Origin of the sequence: Microlunatus sp. Gsoil 973, assembly GCF_009707365.1 — a bacterium.
Classification (GTDB): Bacteria; Actinomycetota; Actinomycetes; order Propionibacteriales; family Propionibacteriaceae; genus Microlunatus.
Window position 1 is genome coordinate 692,119 of sequence record NZ_CP046122.1, and the last position, 18,413, is coordinate 710,531.

Genomic DNA, 18,413 nt, shown 5'->3' on the forward strand with positions numbered 1-18,413 from the left:
AACGCTAGGACCAATAGATGCCAGGTTCTGTCACTAATTTGAGAAAGAATGCAGAACGTGGCCAGTACCAGTTCTCGCACGCTCCGCCTGTTGTCGCTGTTGCAGACCCACCGCTATTGGTCCGGTGTCGAACTTGCCGAGCGGCTGGAGGTGTCGCTGCGCACCCTGCGTCGGGACGTCGACCGATTGCGCGACTTGGGTTATCCCGTGCGGGCGGACCGCGGCGTCGGCGGTGGCTACCAGTTGGCACCCGGCGCCTCACTGCCGCCCTTGCTGCTGGACGACGAGGAGGCTGTTGCGCTGGCGGTCGGGTTGCTGGCCGGGGCTGGGGGATCGTTGGCCGGGATCGCTGAGGCGTCGGTCCGTGCCCTGGCCAAGGTGGTCCAGGTGATGCCGCCGAGCTTGCGCCGTCGGGTCGAGGCGCTTCGCTCGGCGACGGCGAGCCCACAGTGGCCGGCCGGACTCCCCGAGGCCGATCCGGTCGCGCTGATCGTCCTTGCGCAGGCCTGCAGGGACGACGAGCGGGTCAGCTTCGGTTACCGGGCTGCGGACGGCACCGCGACGGATCGTCGGGTCGAGCCTGCCCAGCTGGTCTCCGTGGGCCGCCGCTGGTATCTGCTCGGCTACGACCTCACCAGAGGTGATTGGCGGGTCTTCCGACTCGATCGGATCCAGCAGCCGACCGGCGCGGGAGCACGGTTCCGACAGCGCACCGTGCCGGGCGGCGATCCGGCCGCATACGTCAGACGCCGGCTCGACCGCACCGACGAGAGCAGGACGGTGACCGCTGTGATCCGGGCCGACGCCGGCGCCGTACGGCACCTGCTGGGCCGCTGGGTACGGGTCACCGATCTCGACGACGGATGTGCCCGGCTGGAGATGGAGGCGACCGGACTTGAGTGGGCCGCGCTGGCGCTCGGCGTGTCGGGTGCCGAGATCGTCGGGGTGGAACCACCGGAACTGGGCGACCTGCTCGCCGAATGGGCGTCGCGGTTCTCGCGTTTGGGCTCCCTGCAATCGGCTAAGAACGGGTCATGAGCACCACGAGCATTGTCTGGATCATCGTCGCTGTCGTGGTCGTGTTGGTGATCATCGCGATCGTGCTGGCAGCGACGCGCGGCCGCCGGGCCGCCAACCAGCGACGCGCCGCAGAGCTGAGGCAGCAGTCCGAGGAACAGGCAGTCGAGGTGCAGCAGACCGACCTCGATGCCCGAGCGGCACGGGCCGAGGCACGCAAGGTTCGTGCCGAAGCCGAGGTACGGGCCGCCGAGTCCGAACGCCGGGCGGCAGAAGCGGAGCGGCTGGAATCGACCGCCTCCGATCGGGAAGCCGAAGCCGCCGGTCGTCGCGAGGAGTTCGAGGCGACCCGCCGCCGCGCCGATGAGATCGATCCGAACACCAGAACCGATGTGGAGACCGGGACTGATCGGGACTCCGGAACTGATCGGGGGACTGATCGGGGGACTGATCGGGACGTCAGGAGGGACTCGGACACGGAGACGGGCCGGGGCATGCGAACCGACCCGGACATGCGAACCGATCCGGACGTGCGGACCGACCCGGACGTGCGGACCGACCCGGACGTGAGGATGGATCCGCGGCACGCCGACCCGAACACCAGGACCGATCCGGAGGCCGGCTCAGCTGAGGTGACGGATCAGCGGCCACAGCCGTGACCACGGATACTTCCGCCCGCTGCATAACTGGACCGGCGCGCCGGCCTCCTGATTGTCGACTCCGGGAGGAGACTCCAGGGTCGCGACGCGTCGGCAGGAGGTGAAGATCTCCGGCCATCGTGTGCCGAGGTCACCGACAGCGATCACCGTCGTCGCCGATTCCGGCGGCGGACCCCACAGCCCGAAACCGTTGTGTCCGGAGTAGACCGGTGGCAGTACCCGTCCGTCGGCTGTCCGTTCCCGACGCGCCAAACTGAGGGAGCCCGCTTCACCGTAGTTGGCGGTGATGATCACCGTTGCCGCGCGCTGATCCGGTGGCACCGATCGTGCGACCCGAGCGACCGTCGCCGTGTAACCGTTCCAGCCCACCGTCTCGGCCGAGTCAGGATTGACCGCCGCGCCGACCTGGAAGAGCGTGCTGCCGACCGGAGCGATCGGCAGCAACAACAGCGGCGTGACGATCGCAGAGACGGCCAGCAGGGCTACCGCGACGACGCGCCGCCAGAGCCGGGGGCGTAGGGCATCCAGCAGCGGAATCGCCCCGGCGGCCATCAGAGCGGGGAAGAAGGGCGACGGGTAGTAGGCCTTGCCGCCGGTCACCACCACCACGGCGAGGAAGATCAGATAACCGAGCGAAAGCCACCCGACCTGTCGGCGTCGACGTCGGCGGAGCAGCCATCCGACCCCGATGATTAGAACCACGCACAGGATCGGGCCGATGATCAGCAGTTGGGACGGAACGACCCCGGCCCGTGCGGTGGATGAGGTCGAGCCGCCGGCCGCGATGTTGGACGCGATCAACCGCATCGGCCAGCCGTGGATTGCCTGCCAGATCAGATTGGGTGCCGCCAGCACCAACGCGACGGCCGCCGACAGCCACAACTTCGGTCCCGCGAACACCCGCCGCGGCCCCAGGACGAGGATCGCGGCCAGAGAGGCGGCGATAACGAAGATCGCCATCATCCTGATCTCCATCGCGATTCCGGTGAGGATTCCGGCGGCCGTCCACGCCCGCCAGCTGTCGGTCCGGACGGCTCTGATCACCAACCACAGCGCCGCGGCGCTGATCGTCATGTCGAAGGTCTCGGTCGAGAAGAGATGACCTGTGGCCAACACCAGGCCGGTCAGGGCTGTAGCCACCGAGGCGGCGACCTGGTGCGCCCGGCCGCCACCGAGTTCGCCGGCGACCAGCCCGCTGATCAGCACATAGCAGCCCGCGGCCAGCGCGGGCAGCAGCCGGAACGCCCACAGGTGATCGCCGACCACCGTGCTCCAGCCGGCCGCAAGATAGGGGACCAGCATGGGGTTGTCGGGTTGGGCCCAGGCGAGATGGTGGCCGGACTCGATGAAGTAGTACTCGTCGCGGTGGAAGCCGTAGCGTCCGGAGAAGATCATCAGCAACAGCGCGACGCCGCCGGCGGCCAGGAAACAGCCCAACGGTGAACCGACCCTGCCGGCGGATGACTCCGGCGCGGCAACGGCTGGCGGTGTGCCGCCGGTCAGGACAGCAGATTCGCCGGAATCTGCGCCGCGGCCGCCCGATCCAGCAGCCATACCGTGCGCTCCCTTCCAACGGCCCGGCCGGCAGGCACCGGCTTGCTGCCGGTGACGGCCCAGCCGACGGCGTCGGCCTTGTCGGCACCGGAGACCGTGAACCACACCTCGGACGACCTGTTGATCACCGGATGGGTGACGCTGATCCGCAGCGGTGGCGGCTTCGGCGCATCCCGCACCGGGATGACCGGGGCGACGGCCTGGAGCGACGTCTCGAAGGACGGATGCTCGGGAAACACCGATGCCACGTGGCCGTCCGGTCCGACGCCGAGCAGGCAGATGTCGAAGACGGTGTCGCCGAGTTCCGCGCCGTATGCCGCCGCGGCCTCGTCCAGGCTGATCTGGCCGTCATCGGCGGGCATCGGGTTCAGGTTGGCGTCGGTCAGCGGCAGGGCCGGGATCAGCGCAGCCACCGCGGCCCGATCGTTGCGGTCCTCCGAGTCCGCCGGAACGAACCGCTCGTCGCCCCACCACAACTTCACGTGGGTCCAGTCGACCGCTGAACCGGGACCGTCGGTGGCCAGTTGCTGGTAGGCCTTGGTGGCGATCCGCCCGCCGGTCAGCGCCACTTGCACCAGCCGGTCGGGATCCTCCTCCTGGATCTCCGCGATCCGGGCGGTGAGGCGTACGGCGATCGCTTCGGCGACAGCGTCGGCGTCGGGATGGACCAGGAACTCGGTCGTCCCGGTCACCGGCCGGCCTTCTTCGCAGCTGCCCGCTTGGCGGGCGTCTTCTTCGCGGGTGCCCTCCCGGCGGCCCTCTTCGCAGGAGTCTTCTTGGCCGGAGTCTTCTTCGCAGGAGCCTTCTTGACGGCAGCCTTCTTGACGGCAGCCTTCTTGACGGGCGTCTTCGCAGCGGCACGCTTCGCAGCACTCTTCCGAGAAGTGCTCGTCGCGGTCTCGGCCTTGCCGTCAGCGGAGTCCTCCTCGGTCGCCCGCGGAGCAGTGCGCCTGGTGGATCGCGTGTCGGCGGTACGTCTCAGGAGGGCCTTGAGCGTCGCCTCGTAGACGACGTCGTGGTCCATCCGGCGCAGTTCCTCGGCAATCAGATCCGCGGTGGACCGGCGCTTCAGCGCCACCAGCCGGTTCGGCTGACCAGGTACGGCATAAGAGGCCAGCAATCCGTCGGGGCGGGTGATGGCGATGTCGCCGGCTGCGGTGGTCATCCGCACCGCTGTGATCCCCGGACCGGAGCTGGTGGTCTGCTTGACCGGGATCCGCAACCGGTCCTCCATCCACGCCGCCAGGAGGTCGGCCGACGGGTTCCGCCGTTCGGCCTCAAGGGTCGCGGCGGTGACGTGCGCCGGGAACTGGTCCAGGGCTGCGGCCAGCAGGGTGCGCCACGGGGTCAAGCGGGTCCAGGCCAGGTCGGTGTCGCCGGCGGCCAGATGTTCGGCGCGCCGGGCCAGCTCCCGGCGCGGCTGTCTGCTCGCCGCGGCATCGGTGATCCGCCGGTTGGACAGCTCGGCCAGCGAGGTGGAGGCGATCTTGTTGGTCGCGACCGAACCCGGCCACCAGACAACGACGGGGGAGTCCGGCAACAACAGCGGACGGATCACCGATGCCGGATGGTCGGCCAGCGGGCCGCGCATCCGGACCACGACGACCTCGCCCGAGGTGCCCTCACCGATCCGCACCTCGGCGTCCAGCGATGCCGAATGGCGGCCGTTCCCGGTCACCACCAGCAGGATCCGGCTGGGATGCTCCCGGCCGGCGGCCATGGCCGCGTCGAGAGCGGCGGGGTACTCGTCCTCGTCGGAGACGATGATCAAGGTCAACACCATGCCCGACGCCGGGCTGCCGGCACTCCGTCGCGCACTGAGCAGTGCCGAGCTGATCGTTGCCGAATTCGTGTCACTCAGCGTGATGATCATGAAAAATCCTTTGTGCAGAAGGGATTCCGGCGGTCACGGTCGACGCCAGGCGAATCCGTCCCTTGCCAGCATCTCGTCAGCGCTGGCCGGACCCCAGGTGCCTGCCTCGTAGTCGTCGGGCGGAGTACCCAGGGATGCCCAGTAATCGAGGATCGGGTCGAGGATCTGCCAGGACAGCTCGACCTCCTCGTGTTGGGGGAAGAGCGGCGGGTCACCGAGCAGAACATCCAGGATCAGCCGCTCGTACGCCTCCGGGGAGGACTCGGTGAAGGAGCCGCCGTAGGCGAAGTCCATGTTCACCTCGCGGATCTCCATCTGCGTGCCCGGCACCTTGGCGCCGAACCGCAGGGTGACACCCTCGTCGGGCTGGATCCGCAGCACGAGCGCGTTGTAGCCCAGCTCCGCGGTATCGGTCTTGGAGAACGGCAGGTGCGGTGCCTGCTTGAAGCCCAGTGCGATCTCGGTGACCCGGCGTGGCATCCGCTTCCCGGTGCGCAGGTAGAACGGCACCCCGGCCCAGCGACGGTTGTCGATGTCCACCCGGATCGCGGCGTAGGTCTCCGTGGTCGATTCCGGCGGGATCCGCGGTTCGTCGAGGTAGCCGCCGACCTTCTCACCGCCGGCCCAGGCCGCGGCGTACCGGCCGCGGGCCGTGTGCAGGTCGAGTCGCTGCGGCGGCCTGGCGGCGGCAAGCACCTTCTGCTTCTCGGCGCGCAGCTGCCTGGCCTCGAAGGAGGTCGGCTCCTCCATGGCGGTCAGGGCCAACAGTTGCAGCAGGTGGTTCTGGATGACGTCCCGGGCCGCGCCGATGCCGTCGAAGTAGCCGGCCCGTCCGCCGATCCCGATGTCCTCGGCCATGGTGATTTGCACGTGGTCGACGTAGTTGTTGTTCCAGACCGGTTCGAAGAGCTGGTTGGCGAAGCGCAGGGCGAGCAGGTTCTGCACCGTCTCCTTGCCCAGGTAGTGGTCGATGCGGAACACCGAACTGGACGGGAACGCCACCGACACGACATCGTTGAGCTCCTGGGCCGACTTCAGATCGTGGCCGAACGGCTTCTCGATCACCACCCGGCTCCAACTGCTGGTGGTGCTCTCCGACATCCCGTGGCTGCGCAGTTGCCCGATCACCGTCGGGAACAGCCCAGGCGGGATGGACAGGTAGAAGGCGTGGTTGCCTCCGGTGCCGCGGGCCTCGTCCAGTTCCTGGATCGTCTGGTTGAGCCGGTCGAAGGCGGCATCGTCGTCGAGTTCACCGGCGACGAACCGGATCCCTTCACTGAGCTGCTTCCAGACCTCTTCGCGGAACGGCGTCCGGGCGTGTGCCTTGACGGCGTTGTGCACCACCTCGGCGAAATCCTCGGTCGCCCAGTCCCGTCGCGCGAAACCGACCAAGGCGAAACCGGGAGGCAGCAGGCCGCGGTTGGCGAGGTCGTAGATCGCCGGCATCAGTTTCTTGGTGGCGAGATCGCCGGTGACACCGAACATCACCAGCGCACAGGGCCCGGCGATCCTGGGCAGCCGCCGATCCATCGGATCGCGTAAGGGGTTCGGGCGCGTTGTCTGACTCATAAAGACCTACTTCGACGTTTCAAGATCACGACACACCGGGGCTCGGGGGAAACCCTATGGCATCGGCCCGGTGTGTCGGCAAGCAGATCGAACTGCGGTCGCCCCCAGGGGCCCGGTCAGGCGGCGTTCTCCGTCTCCGGCGCAGCGGCATCTTCTGCAGGCCGGAGTCGGTTCAGGCTTCTTCGGTGATCTTGGAACGCCGGACGTAATCGCGGACGGCCCGCAGCAGGTCGGTCTCCCGGAAAGCCGGCCAGTATGCGTCGCAGAAGAAATAGTCGGCGTGACTGCCCTGCCAGAGCAGGAAGTTCGACGACCGCTGCTCGCCGCTGGTGCGGATGATGATGTCGGGCAGCGGCAGGTCCGGCTGGTAGAGGTGACGGTCGATGTCGTCGGCGTCGAAGGTCCGGGCCAGCTCGTCAAGGGTCGATCCGGCAGACGCCTGCTCCTTCAAGAAGCTGACGAACGCGTCCACGATCTCCTGGCGGCCGCCGTAGCCGACGGCAAGGGTCAGGTGATACCCGGTGTCCACGGACTCGGTCGGGATGCAGAGATTCTTCACGGCGGTCGCGGTGGCGTCGGGCAACACGTCGGGGTTGCCGGCCATGTGCACCCGCCAGGAGCGACCCGGCCGGGTCAGCAGTCGGGTGATCGTGGTCTCGACCACGTTCATCAGGAACGCCACCTCGTTGGCCGCCCGGTTGGTGATGTTCTCGGTGGAGCAGACGAACACTGTGACGTGGTGGATGTTCAGGCCCTGGCACCACTGCAACAGGTGCGCGATGTGTTCGGCCCCCACCCGGTGCCCGACGCTCGGGTTGGCGAACCCGGCCCGGCGGGCCCACCGCCGGTTGCCGTCCATGATCACGCCGATGTGATCGGGCAGCCGTTCGGCCCAGTCGTGCCGGATGAGGCGATTGCGCAGCCGACGGGCGTACGCCCGCTCGGCGGCGTGGCGCACCGCCGCGGCCGTCCGCGCAGCGATACGCGGGCGGCCGCCGGGTCCGCGGTCGTCGGTCAGCTCGCCGATGCCGCCTTCAGCGCGGTGTCGACGGTCTCGACCAGTTCACCCCAGGACTTGTCGAACTTCTCGACGCCTTCCTTCTCCAGCGTCTCGATGACGTCGGCGTAGGAGATCCCCAGCGCCGCCAGTCGATCCATCACCGCCTGGGCGTCGGCTGCGGCGCCGGTCACCTTGTCGCCCTCGATCACACCGTGATCGGCAACGGCGTTCATTGTCTTCTCCGGCATGGTGTTCACCGTGTTCGCGACGACCAACTCGGTCACGTACAGAGTGTCGGGGAGGTTCGGGTCCTTCACCCCGGTTGAGGCCCACAGCGGCCGCTGCACGTTGGCGCCCTTGGCCTCGAGCGCCTTCCACCGATCGGAGGAGAACGCCTCGAGATAGGCGGCATAGGCCAGGCGGGCGTTGGCCAGCGCGGCCTTGCTGCGCAACGCCTTCGCCTCCTCGGAGCCGATGGCGTCCAGCCGCTTGTCGTACTCGGTGTCCACCCGGGAGACGAAGAACGACGCGACCGATTGGATGCCGGACAGGTCGACACCCTTCTCAGCGGCCTGCTCCAGGCCGGAGAAGTAGGCATCCATCACGCCCTTGTAGCGGTCGAGTCCGAAGATCAGCGTCACGTTCACGCTGATCCCTTCGGCAGTCGCCGCGGCGATCGCCGGCAGACCCTCCAGGGTCGCCGGGATCTTGACCAGCGCGTTCGGCCGGTCCACCGTCGAGGCCAACTCCTTGGCCTGCTGAACCGTGCCCTCGGTGTCGTGCGCCAGCCCGGGTTCCACCTCGATGGAGACGCGGCCGTCGACACCGCCGGTCTTCGTGTACAGGTCGGCGAAAACGTCGCAGGCGTTCCGGACGTCGGTGGTGGTGATCGCCCGGACAGCCTCCGCGGTCGTCTTCCCGTCGGCGGCCAGTTCCTTCACCTGCTGGTCGTACGCCGACCCCTTGCTCAGGGCGGAGGCAAAGATCGTCGGGTTGGTTGTCACGCCCGTCACATGGGAATCGGTGACCAACTTGGCGAGGCTGCCCGAGTCAAGCCGCTCCCGGGACAAGTCGTCGAGCCAGATCGATACGCCGGCCTCGGCCAGCGCCTGCAATGCATCAGACATCTCTCGCTCCTGTCCGATCGGCTCCACGCCGATCGTCTGTCAACTGATCGTCACGCCCGGCTCGTCGACATGGTCGCCCGTTCCGGACGGGCCGCTGGTCGACGGGTGGACCGGATTACCGCCCTCGGCAGCCGCGGTGAGGCTCTCCTTCGCGGCGGTCACCACAGCGTCGGGGGTGAAGCCGAACTCCTTGAACAACGTCGATGCGGAGGCCGAAGCACCGAAATGCTCCAGGCTGACCGCCCGGCCCGCGTCGCCCAGGATGCCGCGCCAGCCGAGCGCGATCCCGGCCTCGACGCTGACCCTGGCCCGCACGCTGCTTGGCAACACCGATTCGCGGTAGGCCTCGTCCTGCTCGAAGAACCACTCGACCGACGGCATCGACACCACTCGTGCCTTGATGCCCTCGCCGGCCAACGCTTCCTGGGCCTTGACTGCCAACTGAACCTCCGAACCGGTGCCGATGAGCAGCACCTCGGGGTCACCGCCGCCCAACTCGCCCGGCACATCTTTCAACACGTACCCACCCTTGGCTGTTCCATCCGCCGAGGCGAATCCGTCGCTGTCCCGCGGGAAGGTCGGCAGGTTCTGCCGCGAGAGCACCAACGCCGCGGGCCGGTCGGTGTGGCCGAGCACGGTCTTCCACGCGACCGCGGTCTCGTTGGCGTCCGCCGGGCGGACCACGTCCAGCCCCGGGATGGCCCGGAGTGCGGTCAGATGCTCGATCGGCTGGTGGGTCGGGCCGTCCTCGCCGAGTCCGATCGAGTCGTGGGTCCAGACGTAGGTCACCGGAAGCCGCATCAGCGCGGCCAGCCGGACGCTGGGGCGCATGTAATCGCTGAAGGTGAGGAATGTGCCCCCGTAGACCCGGGTGCCGCCGTGCACCGCGATGCCGTTCATGATCGCGCCCATGCCGTGCTCGCGGATGCCGAAATGCAGCACCCGGCCGTACGGGTTGCCCTCGAACATCTTCGACTGCCGTTCGGTCGGCAGGAAGCTCGGTTCACCCTTCGGCGTGGTGTTGTTCGAACCGGCCAGGTCGGCCGATCCGCCCCACAACTCCGGCAGCTTCGGCGCCAGTGCGGTGAGCACCTCGCCGGAGGCCGCCCGGGTCGCCAGGCCCTTCTCGTCGGCCGGCCAGGACGGCAGTGCCTCCTGCCAACCCGGGGTCAGCTCCCGCTTGACCAACCGCTCGTAGAACTCCTTGGAGTCGGGGTTGGCCGATGCCCAGGCGTCGAACTCCTGCTGCCATTCCTCGCGCGCCAGCCGGCCCCGCTCGCGGAGCTGACGGGTGTGCTCGATCACCTCGGACGTGACCTCGAAGGTCTTCTCGGGGTCGAAGCCGAGGACCTCTTTCAGGCCCCTGACCTCGTCATCGCCGAGCGCCGAGCCGTGGGCGCCGCCGGTGTTCTGCTTGTTCGGCGAGGGCCAGGCGATGATCGTCTTCAGGTCGATGAAGCTCGGCCGGTCGGTGACCTCGCGGGCTGCCCGGACGGCGTCCTCGAGCGCCTTGACGTTCTCGGCGTAGCTGGTGCCGTCGTTGGTCCAGTCGACGGTCTGCACATGCCAGCCGTACGCGGCGTACCGGGCGGCGGTGTCCTCGCTGAGGGCGATCGAGGTGTCGTCCTCGATGGAGATCCGGTTGTTGTCGTAGATCAGCGTCAGGTTGCCCAGCTTCTGGGTCCCGGCCAGCGACGATGCCTCCGAGGACACGCCTTCCTGGATGTCGCCGTCGGAACAGATGCAGTAGATCTGGTGGTCGAAGGGGCTGGCGCCCGGCGCCGCGTCGGGATCGAGCAGGCCGCGTTCCCGGCGGGCCGCCATCGCCATGCCCACCGCGTTGCCGATGCCCTGGCCGAGCGGACCGGTGGTCACCTCGACGCCGTCGGTATGGCCGTACTCCGGATGGCCGGGTGTCTTGGAGCCCCAGGTTCGCAGCGCCTGCAGGTCCTCAAGTTCCAGCCCGAACCCGCCGAGGTAGAGCTGGATGTAGAGGGTGAGGCAGGAGTGACCGGCGCTCAGCACGAAGCGGTCGCGCCCCACCCAGTGCACATCCGACGGGTCGTGGCGCATGACCTTCTGGAAGAGCAGGTAGGCCGCAGGTGCCAGGCTGATTGCTGTGCCGGGGTGACCGTTGCCGGTCTTCTGCACCGCATCGGCGGCCAGCACACGCACCGTGTCCACGGCACGGGAATCAAGCTCTGTCCACCACTCGGGGAGCAGTTTCGGATCGGAGAATGTCGTCTTGGTCACAGCGAGCTCAGATTCCTTCCACGAATGGGGGGCAAACCGTTCCCGAGCCTATCGCCCGGCGCCTGCGAGGAGAAAGACAGCCGGTGACAGGTCTACACTGCAGGAGCGCATACGTACGACACTGTGTAGGAGATCGGGCGTGACGAGTCCGCACGTGGCCAGCCCCCAGGTGCCCAGTTCCGAGATGGGTGGTACCCACGGGTCGACCGGCGACCCACGGTCCCGGGTCTGGGACGTGGTCCGGGCCTATGTCGCCCTGACCAAGCCGCGGATCATCGAACTGCTGCTGGTCACCACGGTGCCGGCGATGTTCCTGGCGGCCGGCGGTGTGCCGAACCTGTTGCTGGTCCTCGCCACCCTGGTCGGCGGCATCTTCGCCGCCGGCAGCGCCAACGTCTTCAACTGCGTCCTGGACCGCGACATCGACGAGCGGATGCGCCGGACCCGTCGCCGGCCGTTGCCACGGCACACGGTCAGCTGGCGGAAGGCCGCCGTCTTCGGTGCGGTGCTCGGCGTGCTTTCGCTGCTCTGGTTCGGATTTCTGGTCAACTGGTTGTCCGCGCTGCTGGCACTGGCGGCGAACGCCTTCTATGTGTTGATTTACACGATGATCTTGAAGCGGCACACCTCCCAGAACATCGTCTGGGGCGGGATCGCCGGATGCTTCCCGCCGCTGATCGGCTGGACATCGGTGACCGCGTCACTGGCCTGGGCGCCGTTGGTGCTGTTCGCGATCGTCTTCTTCTGGACGCCGCCGCACACCTGGGCGCTGGCGATGCGCTACCGGGAGGACTACGCGGCCGCCGAGGTGCCGATGCTGCCGGTGGTGAAACCCCCGGTAGCTGTCGCCTGGCGGATCCTGATCTATTCGGTGCTCACCGTCGCCACCTCGATGCTGCTCTGGCCGGTCGCCCACACGGGCTGGCTGTATCCGATCGTCGCCGGTGTCTGCGGTGTCGCGCTGCTGGTCGAGTCGGTGCAACTGCTGCGCCGCGCCAAGGCAGGTCTCAGCGACGCCCTGATGAAGCCGATGCGGCTGTTCCACTGGTCGAACTCATACCTGGCGCTGATCTTCGTCGCAGCCGCCGTCGACCCGTTGCTGCGCTGATCACCTGGCGCTGATCGGCGGGGCACTGGCCGTACGCCGCGTTGGTACGGGATAATCCGGGCATCAGCGCCCTGACGGGAAGGCAACCGGTGGTTCATTCGATCGAACTGTTGCTGGACGACGAATCCGAAGCAGCAATCAAGCGGCAATGGCGGATGCTCGCCGATGCCGGACTGCCCAGTGAACACCGCTCGCCGTCGGGGGCATCCCGGCGTCCGCACATCACCATGATCGCCTGTGAACAGATCCCGGTGCCGATCGCGTTGGGGCTCGGTCCGACATTGTCGGACGCGCTGCCGCTGCCGGTGGTGGTCGGCGCTCCGATGATCTTCGGCATCCCGAAGGTGGGGCGTCCCGGACTGATCCTGGTCCGTCAGGTGGTCGCGACGGTCGAGTTGCTGCAACTGCAGCAGAAGGTGTTCGCCGCCTGCCCGCCGCCGGTCGAACACCGCTTCGGTCCGGGGTTCTGGGCGCCGCACGTGACGCTGGCGCGCCGTCTCAGACCTGATCAGGTCCCGGCAGCGCTGCAGTTGTTGGCCCGGAGCGGCGCATCGGTGGGGACCCCGCGGGAACTGTCCGGTCAGGTGTCGGGGGCTCGGCATTGGCTGGGCGATCTGAAGCAGGCGCGGAACCTGCTCTGACGCCGGGGCCGCCGTCGCCGGACCTCAGCCGGACCGAGCAGAGCACGTTGGCGGCCAGCGCCATCGTCGACGCCGCGCCCAGCATGTGCACCGCGACCAGCCCGATCGGCAGGTTGCTGTAGTACTGCACGAATCCGATCACACCCTGACAGATCTCGACCAGCAGCAGCAGGACGGCCGCCCGGTTGCGCAGCAGCACGATGCAGCCGATCGTCGCGGCGACCAGCAGGTAGACGGCTCCGGAGTGCAGATGGCTGATGTCGGCCGGATTGAGCCCGGTGCGCCGGGACCCCAGGTCGCCCGCGTGCGGTCCCGATCCGGTCACCACGGTGCCCAGGCAGACCACGAGCCAGGCCAGTCCGAAGGTGATCACCGACAGCGCCCTGGCCGCCGGACCCACCTGGCGTGCCGGGGCGGGCCAGGTCAGCCGGACCAACCACACCGCGAGGGCGACCAGGATCATCGAGTCCAGCATGTGCAGCGCCACGACGTACGGATTGAGCCTGGTCAGCACGGTGATTCCGCCGATCACCCCTTGGAACGGGATGCCGATGCCGAGCGCGAAGGACACCCAGCGCACCCTGCGGTTCCGCCGGTGATCCCCGCTGTCGTGCAGCAGGGCCGCGACGAAGGTCAGCACGGCGACCAGGACCAGCACGAAGGTGATCATCCGGTTGCCGAACTCGATCACGCCGTGCACGCCCAATGCGGCGTGCGGTGTGTAGGAGCCCGGTGTGCACTGCGGCCAGGTCGGGCAGCCGAGCCCGGAGTCGGTCAGCCGGACCAGGCCTCCGGTGACGATGATCACGATGTTCATGATCAACGACACGATCGCCATGACGCGGAGCGCCCGGCCGGAACGGGGAAGCGTCAGCCGACCCATCGAAACACCTTCCTGGCAAGAATCGCGAGAACACCGGCCCAGAACACCAGGACCAGCACCGACCAACCGTCGACAACCCCGGCCGATGCCTGCCGGAGCTCCTCACCGAGGGCGCCGGTGGGCAGCAGCCGTACCACGTAACCCATCGCCGTCGGGAATCTTGCTGCCGGGACGACCAGTCCGCCGGCGACCAGCAGGACGACATAGATCACATTGGCCAGGGCCAGTGTTGCCTCCGCGCGAAGCCGACCGGCGAGGATCAGCGCGAACGCGACGAACGCCGTGATCGCCAGCAGCACCGCGATGATCGCCAGCCCTGTCGTCGCCGCGGTGAACGCCGGGCGCCAGCCCAGCGCAACGGCAACCGCCGACAGGATGATCAACTGCGTAACAACGATGATCATCACGGCAAGTGCCTTGCCGGTGATCAGACCGCTGCCGCCCAGCGGTGTCGCCGCCAGCCGCTCCAGGACGCCGTAGCGGCGCTCGAAGCCGGTGGCGATCGCGACCGAGGTGAAGGCCGACGACCAGACGGCAAGCGCCAGCACGGATGCCGGAAGCTGCTCACCCAGCAGCTCCGATTCCAGGAACCGGGCTGCCACCAGGATCGCCACGGGAATGATCAAGGCCAGCAGCAACTGTTCGCCGTTGCGGACCAACAGCCTGGTCTCGGTGAGGCCGTGACTGAGCACCCGCCGCCCGGCCGGAGCGGCGCCCGGGGCAGGGGAGAAGTCCAGTGTCTTGTTGCTGGTCATCCGATGCTCGCGTGGGTGTTGGCCAGGAAGACGTCTTCGAGACTTGCGCCGCCTGCGGTCAGTTCGGTGACGGTGCCGCTGACCGTGACGTGGCCGCGGTCGACGATGTGGATCCGGTCGGACAGGGCGGCCGCCTCCTCCATGGCGTGCGTGGTGAGCACGATGCTGACCCCGGCCTGGCCCAACTCGGTCAGCAGGTCCCAGGTGGCTCTCCGGGCGTGCGGATCCATGCCGGCCGTCGGCTCGTCGAGGAAGACCAGTTCCGGGCGGCCGATCAGCGCGCCGGCCAGGTTGACCGCCTGCTGCTGGCCGCCGGACAGTCGCCGATATGTGGTCCTGGCCAGCGAGTGCAGGCCGAGCCGCTCGGCGAGGACTTCGACGTCCAGCGGGTGGGCGTACAGGGATGCCAGGTAACGCAGCAGTTCCAACGGGCGGATGCCGGACCAGGCGCCGGTGCTCTGCGGCATCATGCCGATCCGGGCTGCGGCCGGGGCACTGCCCGGAGGCCGACCGAGCACCGACACGGTGCCATGGTCGGGGCGGATCAACCCTGCGCAGACCCGCATCAGCGTGGTCTTTCCGGCCCCGTTGGGGCCGAGGACGGCGGTCAGTTCGCCGGTCCTGGCCTGCAGGGAGAGGTCATCGAGCACGGGTCGTCCGGAGAAGGAGACACCGAGCGCGTCGACCTGTAGCGCTGGGGATGACACGCGACGAGTGTACGGCTGGAGGCGTCTTCTACTACAACTGGTCGTACAGCGGTCGGGGTCGTTCCGCGGTCGAGGGATCAGGCAGCTGTCCTTAGCCTCGATCCACCGATGGGCTGGATCGTGCGCCGGTGTTGATCTTGGTCGGGTGATTCGTCGTTCGGGCGCTGCTGGTCGCCCGGCCTCGCTGTAGGGCGTGTTCCACGTGTTCGGGTTGGGCCGGTGCTCGGCAGGTGGTCAAGGGTCAGTTTGGCGGCGGGTCGCTGACCCGGTCGAACAGGGTGGTCCAGGCGGTGTGCCAGGGCCAGGCTGTTGGGAGGTGGAGTCGGAGTTTTCGGGCCGAGGATGCGATCCGAGCTGGAACGCTGATCAGGGTGCGGCGGATGGTGGCCGTGGTTGATTTGGCGAGATCGGGTCCGGTGATCGTGGCGGCGGCACGGGTCAGGTTGAACGCGATCACCGCGCAGACCAACCAGGCAGCGTTGGCGGTGAACTTTCCCGAGGGTAGGTGGGCCAGCGCGGAGTTCTTCAGGTCGGCGTGAACGTTCTCGATGATCGCGTGCCCGCGATGGGTTTTGTCGGCGGCCACGGTGTCCAGCAGGTCCGGGCTGGTGGTGGTGAAGAAGGCGTGGAACCGCCAGCTGTCGAACAGTGATCCCTGGCCCGGGACCGCGTTCAGGTCGGGAATGCGCCGCACGACCAGCCGGCCACTGATTTGCCGCTTGGTCGCCTGGGAAGCGAACGCAGTGAACGGAATCTCGGCGACCTCGGCCCGCGAGATCCACCGCCCGGTGGCGGGGTCGAAGACGGCGTCGGTGTATTCGATCGGAGTCCAGGATTGATCGTCGATAGTCGCGATCGCGGCCTTGATGGTGCTGGTCTGTCGCACCGTGACCGACACGTCGGCGCCGGCCCGGACCGCCGACCCGATGGTCGGATGACCGTAGAAGGCCGAGTCGGCCCGCACCAGCACCGGCCGCCATGGCTGATCTCGGCCGGCTTGGCCTGATCGGAGTTTGCCGACCGTGGCCAGCACGTCGCTGATCATCCGGCCCGCGCCACGCGGTGATCCGACCGAGCCTTTGCGGAGCCGTTGACCGATGATCACCGGCGCCGACTGCCCGGTGGTGACCGTTGCCAGTAATGCGTTCAGCCCGCGGACTCCTGAGTAGCCGTATCCCGAACCCTGCTTGACATATCCGTGGACCTCGATGATCGAGTCGTCGATATCGACCACCGCGTACTCATCGATCCCCGCGACGACCGGAGTCTGACCGGCTAGGCCGGTCAGGACCCTGGATGCGACGGCGTCGAGCTGGCGGACGTGGCCGAACGCGAACGACCTCAGAAAGGAGCCCAGCGTCGATGGTGCATAACCGGATTCGAAGAGTTTGCCCATCCCGCCATGACGCAGGATGGCCATGTCATCGATGCTGTCAGCGCCGGCGACCATCCCGGCCACCAGCGAGGACACCTTCAAACCGGCATGAGCACCCTTATCGGTCGGCACCGTCAGGAACTCATCAGCCAGCCCACGCAGACCGACATTCTCGGCCAGCCGAAGCAACGGGACCAGCCCAGCCGACGACACGAGATTCGGATCATCGAAGGCCGCGACAGCCACCGGACGGGTATGAGACAGTTGCATCTACGAGATGCCCTTCGTGATGGTGAAAGTCGTGCCCTAGACAAGTCCGATCTTCCCAACACGCAAGGGCATTCTCACTTCACGACGCGCTCAACCGGTCCAGCCCATCGGTGGATCCAGGCTTAGTGGTCGGCGTTCTCTACGGGCTGTCCAATGTCGGCCGGGCCGGCGGTTACGCCTGGTTGATGCTCGCCTGCTGGTCCGCGGGTTCGGACTGGGCGCCGTCACCCTGCCGCTGATGGCGCTGGCCTTCCGCGGACTTGACCGCGCCGAGATTGCCGATGCCTCGATCATCAGCCGGATCGCCAGCCAGGTCGGTGGCTCGTTCGGCGCGGCGGCCCTGACGGTCATCCTGGCCGGTGCCGCGACCGGAGCGCACAGCGCTGCGGCTGCGTCCGGGGCCTTCCAGCAGTCGTTCTGGTGGGCAGTCGGTTTCGCCGCCGCCGGAGCCCTGCTCTCCCTGCTGCTGCCCGGCCGGACACCCGAGGAACTGACTGGCCCCACCCGACCGCAACGTCCCCTACGGTTGGGTCATGGACCTGCCCGTGATGCCGCCGGTCTCGCCGATGCTGGCGAAATCGGTGAAGACGATCCCGACCGGTGACCTGAGCTACGAGCCCAAGTGGGACGGATTCCGATCGATCATCTTCAAGGACGGTGACGAGATCGAGATCGGCAGCCGCAACGAGCGCCCGATGACCCGGTACTTCCCCGAGATGGTGGCAGCCTTCCGCGAGCTGCTACCGGACAAGTGCGTCCTGGACGGCGAGTTGATCATGATCGGAGCATCCGGTGACCGGCTGGACTTCGATCAACTGCAACAGCGGATCCACCCCGCGGCGAGCCGGGTGAAGATGTTGTCGGAGACGACACCGGCGCGGTTCGTGGCGTTCGATCTGCTCGCGCTCGGCGAGGACGGGTACAGCGGTCGACCGTTCGCCGAGCGCCGTGCGGCGTTGGAGTCCGTTCTCTCCGACACGCCGGCACCGATCCATCTGACGCCGATCACATCGGACCCTCGGCTCGCCGAGCAGTGGTTCAACGAGTTCGAGGGAGCCGGACTGGACGGGGTGGTCGCCAAGCCACAGCAGTTGCCGTACCAGCCCGACAAGCGGGTGATGTTCAAGATCAAACACGAGCGCACCGCGGACTGCGTGGTGGCCGGCTATCGCACCCACAAGAGCGGCCCGGACGCGATCGGCTCGCTGTTGCTCGGCCTCTACGACTCCGACGGCCGCTACGGCGAACCGGGCAGTCTGCTCTCGGTCGGGGTGATCGGCGCCTTCCCGGCCGCTCGCCGCAAGGAGCTCTTCGTCGAGTTGCAGCCGTGGGTGACGACCTTCGACGATCATCCATGGGACTGGGCCAAGCAGTTGGAGGGCAACCGGACCCCACGCAATGCTGAGGGCAGCCGGTGGAGTGCCGGCAAGGACCTGTCCTTCGTGCCGTTGCGCCCGGAGCGCGTCGTCGAAGTGCGCTACGAGCACATGGAGGGCAACCGTTTCCGGCACACTGCCCAGTTCAACCGCTGGCGCCCCGACCGGACGCCGGAGTCGTGCACCTACCAACAGCTGGACGAGCCGGTCAACTTCGATCTCGGTGAGATCCTGGCCGGCTGATCG

15 protein-coding genes and 2 pseudogenes are annotated in these 18,413 nt (G+C 67.8%); 5 read left to right on the plus strand and 12 right to left on the minus strand.

Translation table 11 applies throughout. From position 1 onward, the window contains the following. The first annotated feature begins 57 nt into the window (after nt 1-57). Complete coding sequence (locus GJV80_RS03200) at nt 58-1,038, plus strand: YafY family protein (RefSeq protein WP_154686657.1); 981 nt, start codon at nt 58-60, stop codon at nt 1,036-1,038. 512 nt (nt 1,039-1,550) lie between these two features. Here the strand turns inward: GJV80_RS03200 and GJV80_RS24910 are convergent. From GJV80_RS24910 to tkt, 8 genes and pseudogenes are all read right to left on the minus strand, one after another. Beyond that, nucleotides 1,551-1,604 (minus strand): annotated as a pseudogene (locus GJV80_RS24910) (hypothetical protein); the annotation flags it as partial. 36 nt (nt 1,605-1,640) lie between these two features. Next, nucleotides 1,641-3,230, minus strand: coding sequence for a glycosyltransferase family 39 protein (locus GJV80_RS03210; RefSeq protein ID WP_154686658.1), 1,590 nt, complete (start codon nt 3,228-3,230; stop codon nt 1,641-1,643). Then, nucleotides 3,176-3,922, minus strand: coding sequence for a 6-phosphogluconolactonase (gene pgl / locus GJV80_RS03215; RefSeq protein ID WP_154686659.1), 747 nt, complete (start codon nt 3,920-3,922; stop codon nt 3,176-3,178). The genes GJV80_RS03210 and pgl overlap by 55 nt, the downstream gene beginning before the upstream one ends. Next, nucleotides 3,919-5,103, minus strand: coding sequence for a glucose-6-phosphate dehydrogenase assembly protein OpcA (locus GJV80_RS03220; protein WP_154686660.1), 1,185 nt, complete (start codon nt 5,101-5,103; stop codon nt 3,919-3,921). Before GJV80_RS03220 ends, pgl begins: the two co-directional genes overlap by 4 nt. Nucleotides 5,104-5,136: 33 nt before the next feature. Further along, nucleotides 5,137-6,672 carry a glucose-6-phosphate dehydrogenase gene (zwf, locus tag GJV80_RS03225; RefSeq protein WP_154686661.1) on the minus strand — a complete coding sequence of 512 codons (1,536 nt, stop codon included), beginning with the start codon at nt 6,670-6,672 and terminating at the stop codon, nt 5,137-5,139. Between the two features lie 172 nt (nt 6,673-6,844). Further along, on the minus strand, nt 6,845-7,630 hold the full coding sequence (gene uppS / locus GJV80_RS03230) for a polyprenyl diphosphate synthase (RefSeq protein WP_230208089.1): 786 nt from the start codon (nt 7,628-7,630) through the stop codon (nt 6,845-6,847). 56 nt (nt 7,631-7,686) lie between these two features. After that, nucleotides 7,687-8,799: a transaldolase gene (tal, locus tag GJV80_RS03235; RefSeq protein WP_154686662.1), complete on the minus strand. Its 1,113-nt coding sequence runs from the start codon at nt 8,797-8,799 to the stop codon at nt 7,687-7,689. 39 nt (nt 8,800-8,838) lie between these two features. Continuing rightward, nucleotides 8,839-11,052, minus strand: coding sequence for a transketolase (tkt, locus tag GJV80_RS03240; RefSeq protein ID WP_230208090.1), 2,214 nt, complete (start codon nt 11,050-11,052; stop codon nt 8,839-8,841). 154 nt (nt 11,053-11,206) lie between these two features. Here tkt and GJV80_RS03245 point away from each other — a divergent pair, with 154 nt between their 5' ends. Together GJV80_RS03245 and GJV80_RS24915 are read left to right on the plus strand one after the other, a co-directional pair. Beyond that, nucleotides 11,207-12,160 (plus strand): heme o synthase, encoded by a 954-nt coding sequence (locus tag GJV80_RS03245; RefSeq protein ID WP_370518886.1) that lies wholly within the window; start codon nt 11,207-11,209, stop codon nt 12,158-12,160. Between the two features lie 155 nt (nt 12,161-12,315). Then, nucleotides 12,316-12,642: pseudogene (locus GJV80_RS24915) on the plus strand (hypothetical protein); the annotation flags it as partial. Nucleotides 12,643-12,658: 16 nt separating this feature from the next. Here the strand turns inward: GJV80_RS24915 and GJV80_RS03250 are convergent. From GJV80_RS03250 to GJV80_RS03265, 4 genes are all read right to left on the minus strand, one after another. Further along, nucleotides 12,659-13,684 (minus strand): heme A synthase, encoded by a 1,026-nt coding sequence (locus tag GJV80_RS03250; protein ID WP_154686663.1) that lies wholly within the window; start codon nt 13,682-13,684, stop codon nt 12,659-12,661. Next, the gene (locus GJV80_RS03255; RefSeq protein ID WP_154686664.1) at nt 13,672-14,439 is read right to left on the minus strand and encodes an ABC transporter permease; all 768 of its coding nucleotides are present in this window, start codon (nt 14,437-14,439) and stop codon (nt 13,672-13,674) included. Before GJV80_RS03255 ends, GJV80_RS03250 begins: the two co-directional genes overlap by 13 nt. Beyond that, complete coding sequence (locus tag GJV80_RS03260) at nt 14,436-15,146, minus strand: ABC transporter ATP-binding protein (RefSeq protein ID WP_154686665.1); 711 nt, start codon at nt 15,144-15,146, stop codon at nt 14,436-14,438. Before GJV80_RS03260 ends, GJV80_RS03255 begins: the two co-directional genes overlap by 4 nt. A gap of 241 nt (nt 15,147-15,387) precedes the next feature. Further along, nucleotides 15,388-16,791, minus strand: a complete 1,404-nt coding sequence (locus GJV80_RS03265; RefSeq protein WP_154686666.1) for an IS1380 family transposase — start codon at nt 16,789-16,791, stop codon at nt 15,388-15,390. A 238-nt stretch (nt 16,792-17,029) separates the two neighbouring features. On the opposite strand from GJV80_RS03265, the gene GJV80_RS03270 reads away from it, so the two are divergent. Next, entirely contained in the window at nt 17,030-17,395 is a 366-nt protein-coding gene (locus GJV80_RS03270; protein ID WP_154686667.1) for a hypothetical protein, read from the plus strand. After that, entirely contained in the window at nt 17,325-18,410 is a 1,086-nt protein-coding gene (locus GJV80_RS03275; RefSeq protein WP_154686668.1) for an ATP-dependent DNA ligase, read from the plus strand. The genes GJV80_RS03270 and GJV80_RS03275 overlap by 71 nt, the downstream gene beginning before the upstream one ends. The last annotated feature ends 3 nt before the right edge of the window (nt 18,411-18,413 follow it).

Coding starts and splice junctions, on each gene's coding strand:
- GJV80_RS03265 (WP_154686666.1), bottom strand. CDS start 16,791: ATGCAACTGTCTCATACCCGTCCGGTGGCTGTCGCGGCCTTCGATGAT.
- GJV80_RS03250 (WP_154686663.1), bottom strand. CDS start 13,684: ATGGGTCGGCTGACGCTTCCCCGTTCCGGCCGGGCGCTCCGCGTCATG.
- zwf (WP_154686661.1), bottom strand. CDS start 6,672: ATGAGTCAGACAACGCGCCCGAACCCCTTACGCGATCCGATGGATCGG.
- GJV80_RS03220 (WP_154686660.1), bottom strand. CDS start 5,103: ATGATCATCACGCTGAGTGACACGAATTCGGCAACGATCAGCTCGGCA.
- GJV80_RS03210 (WP_154686658.1), bottom strand. CDS start 3,230: ATGGCTGCTGGATCGGGCGGCCGCGGCGCAGATTCCGGCGAATCTGCT.
- GJV80_RS03270 (WP_154686667.1), top strand. CDS start 17,030: ATGGCGCTGGCCTTCCGCGGACTTGACCGCGCCGAGATTGCCGATGCC.
- GJV80_RS03275 (WP_154686668.1), top strand. CDS start 17,325: ATGGACCTGCCCGTGATGCCGCCGGTCTCGCCGATGCTGGCGAAATCG.
- GJV80_RS03255 (WP_154686664.1), bottom strand. CDS start 14,439: ATGACCAGCAACAAGACACTGGACTTCTCCCCTGCCCCGGGCGCCGCT.
- tal (WP_154686662.1), bottom strand. CDS start 8,799: ATGTCTGATGCATTGCAGGCGCTGGCCGAGGCCGGCGTATCGATCTGG.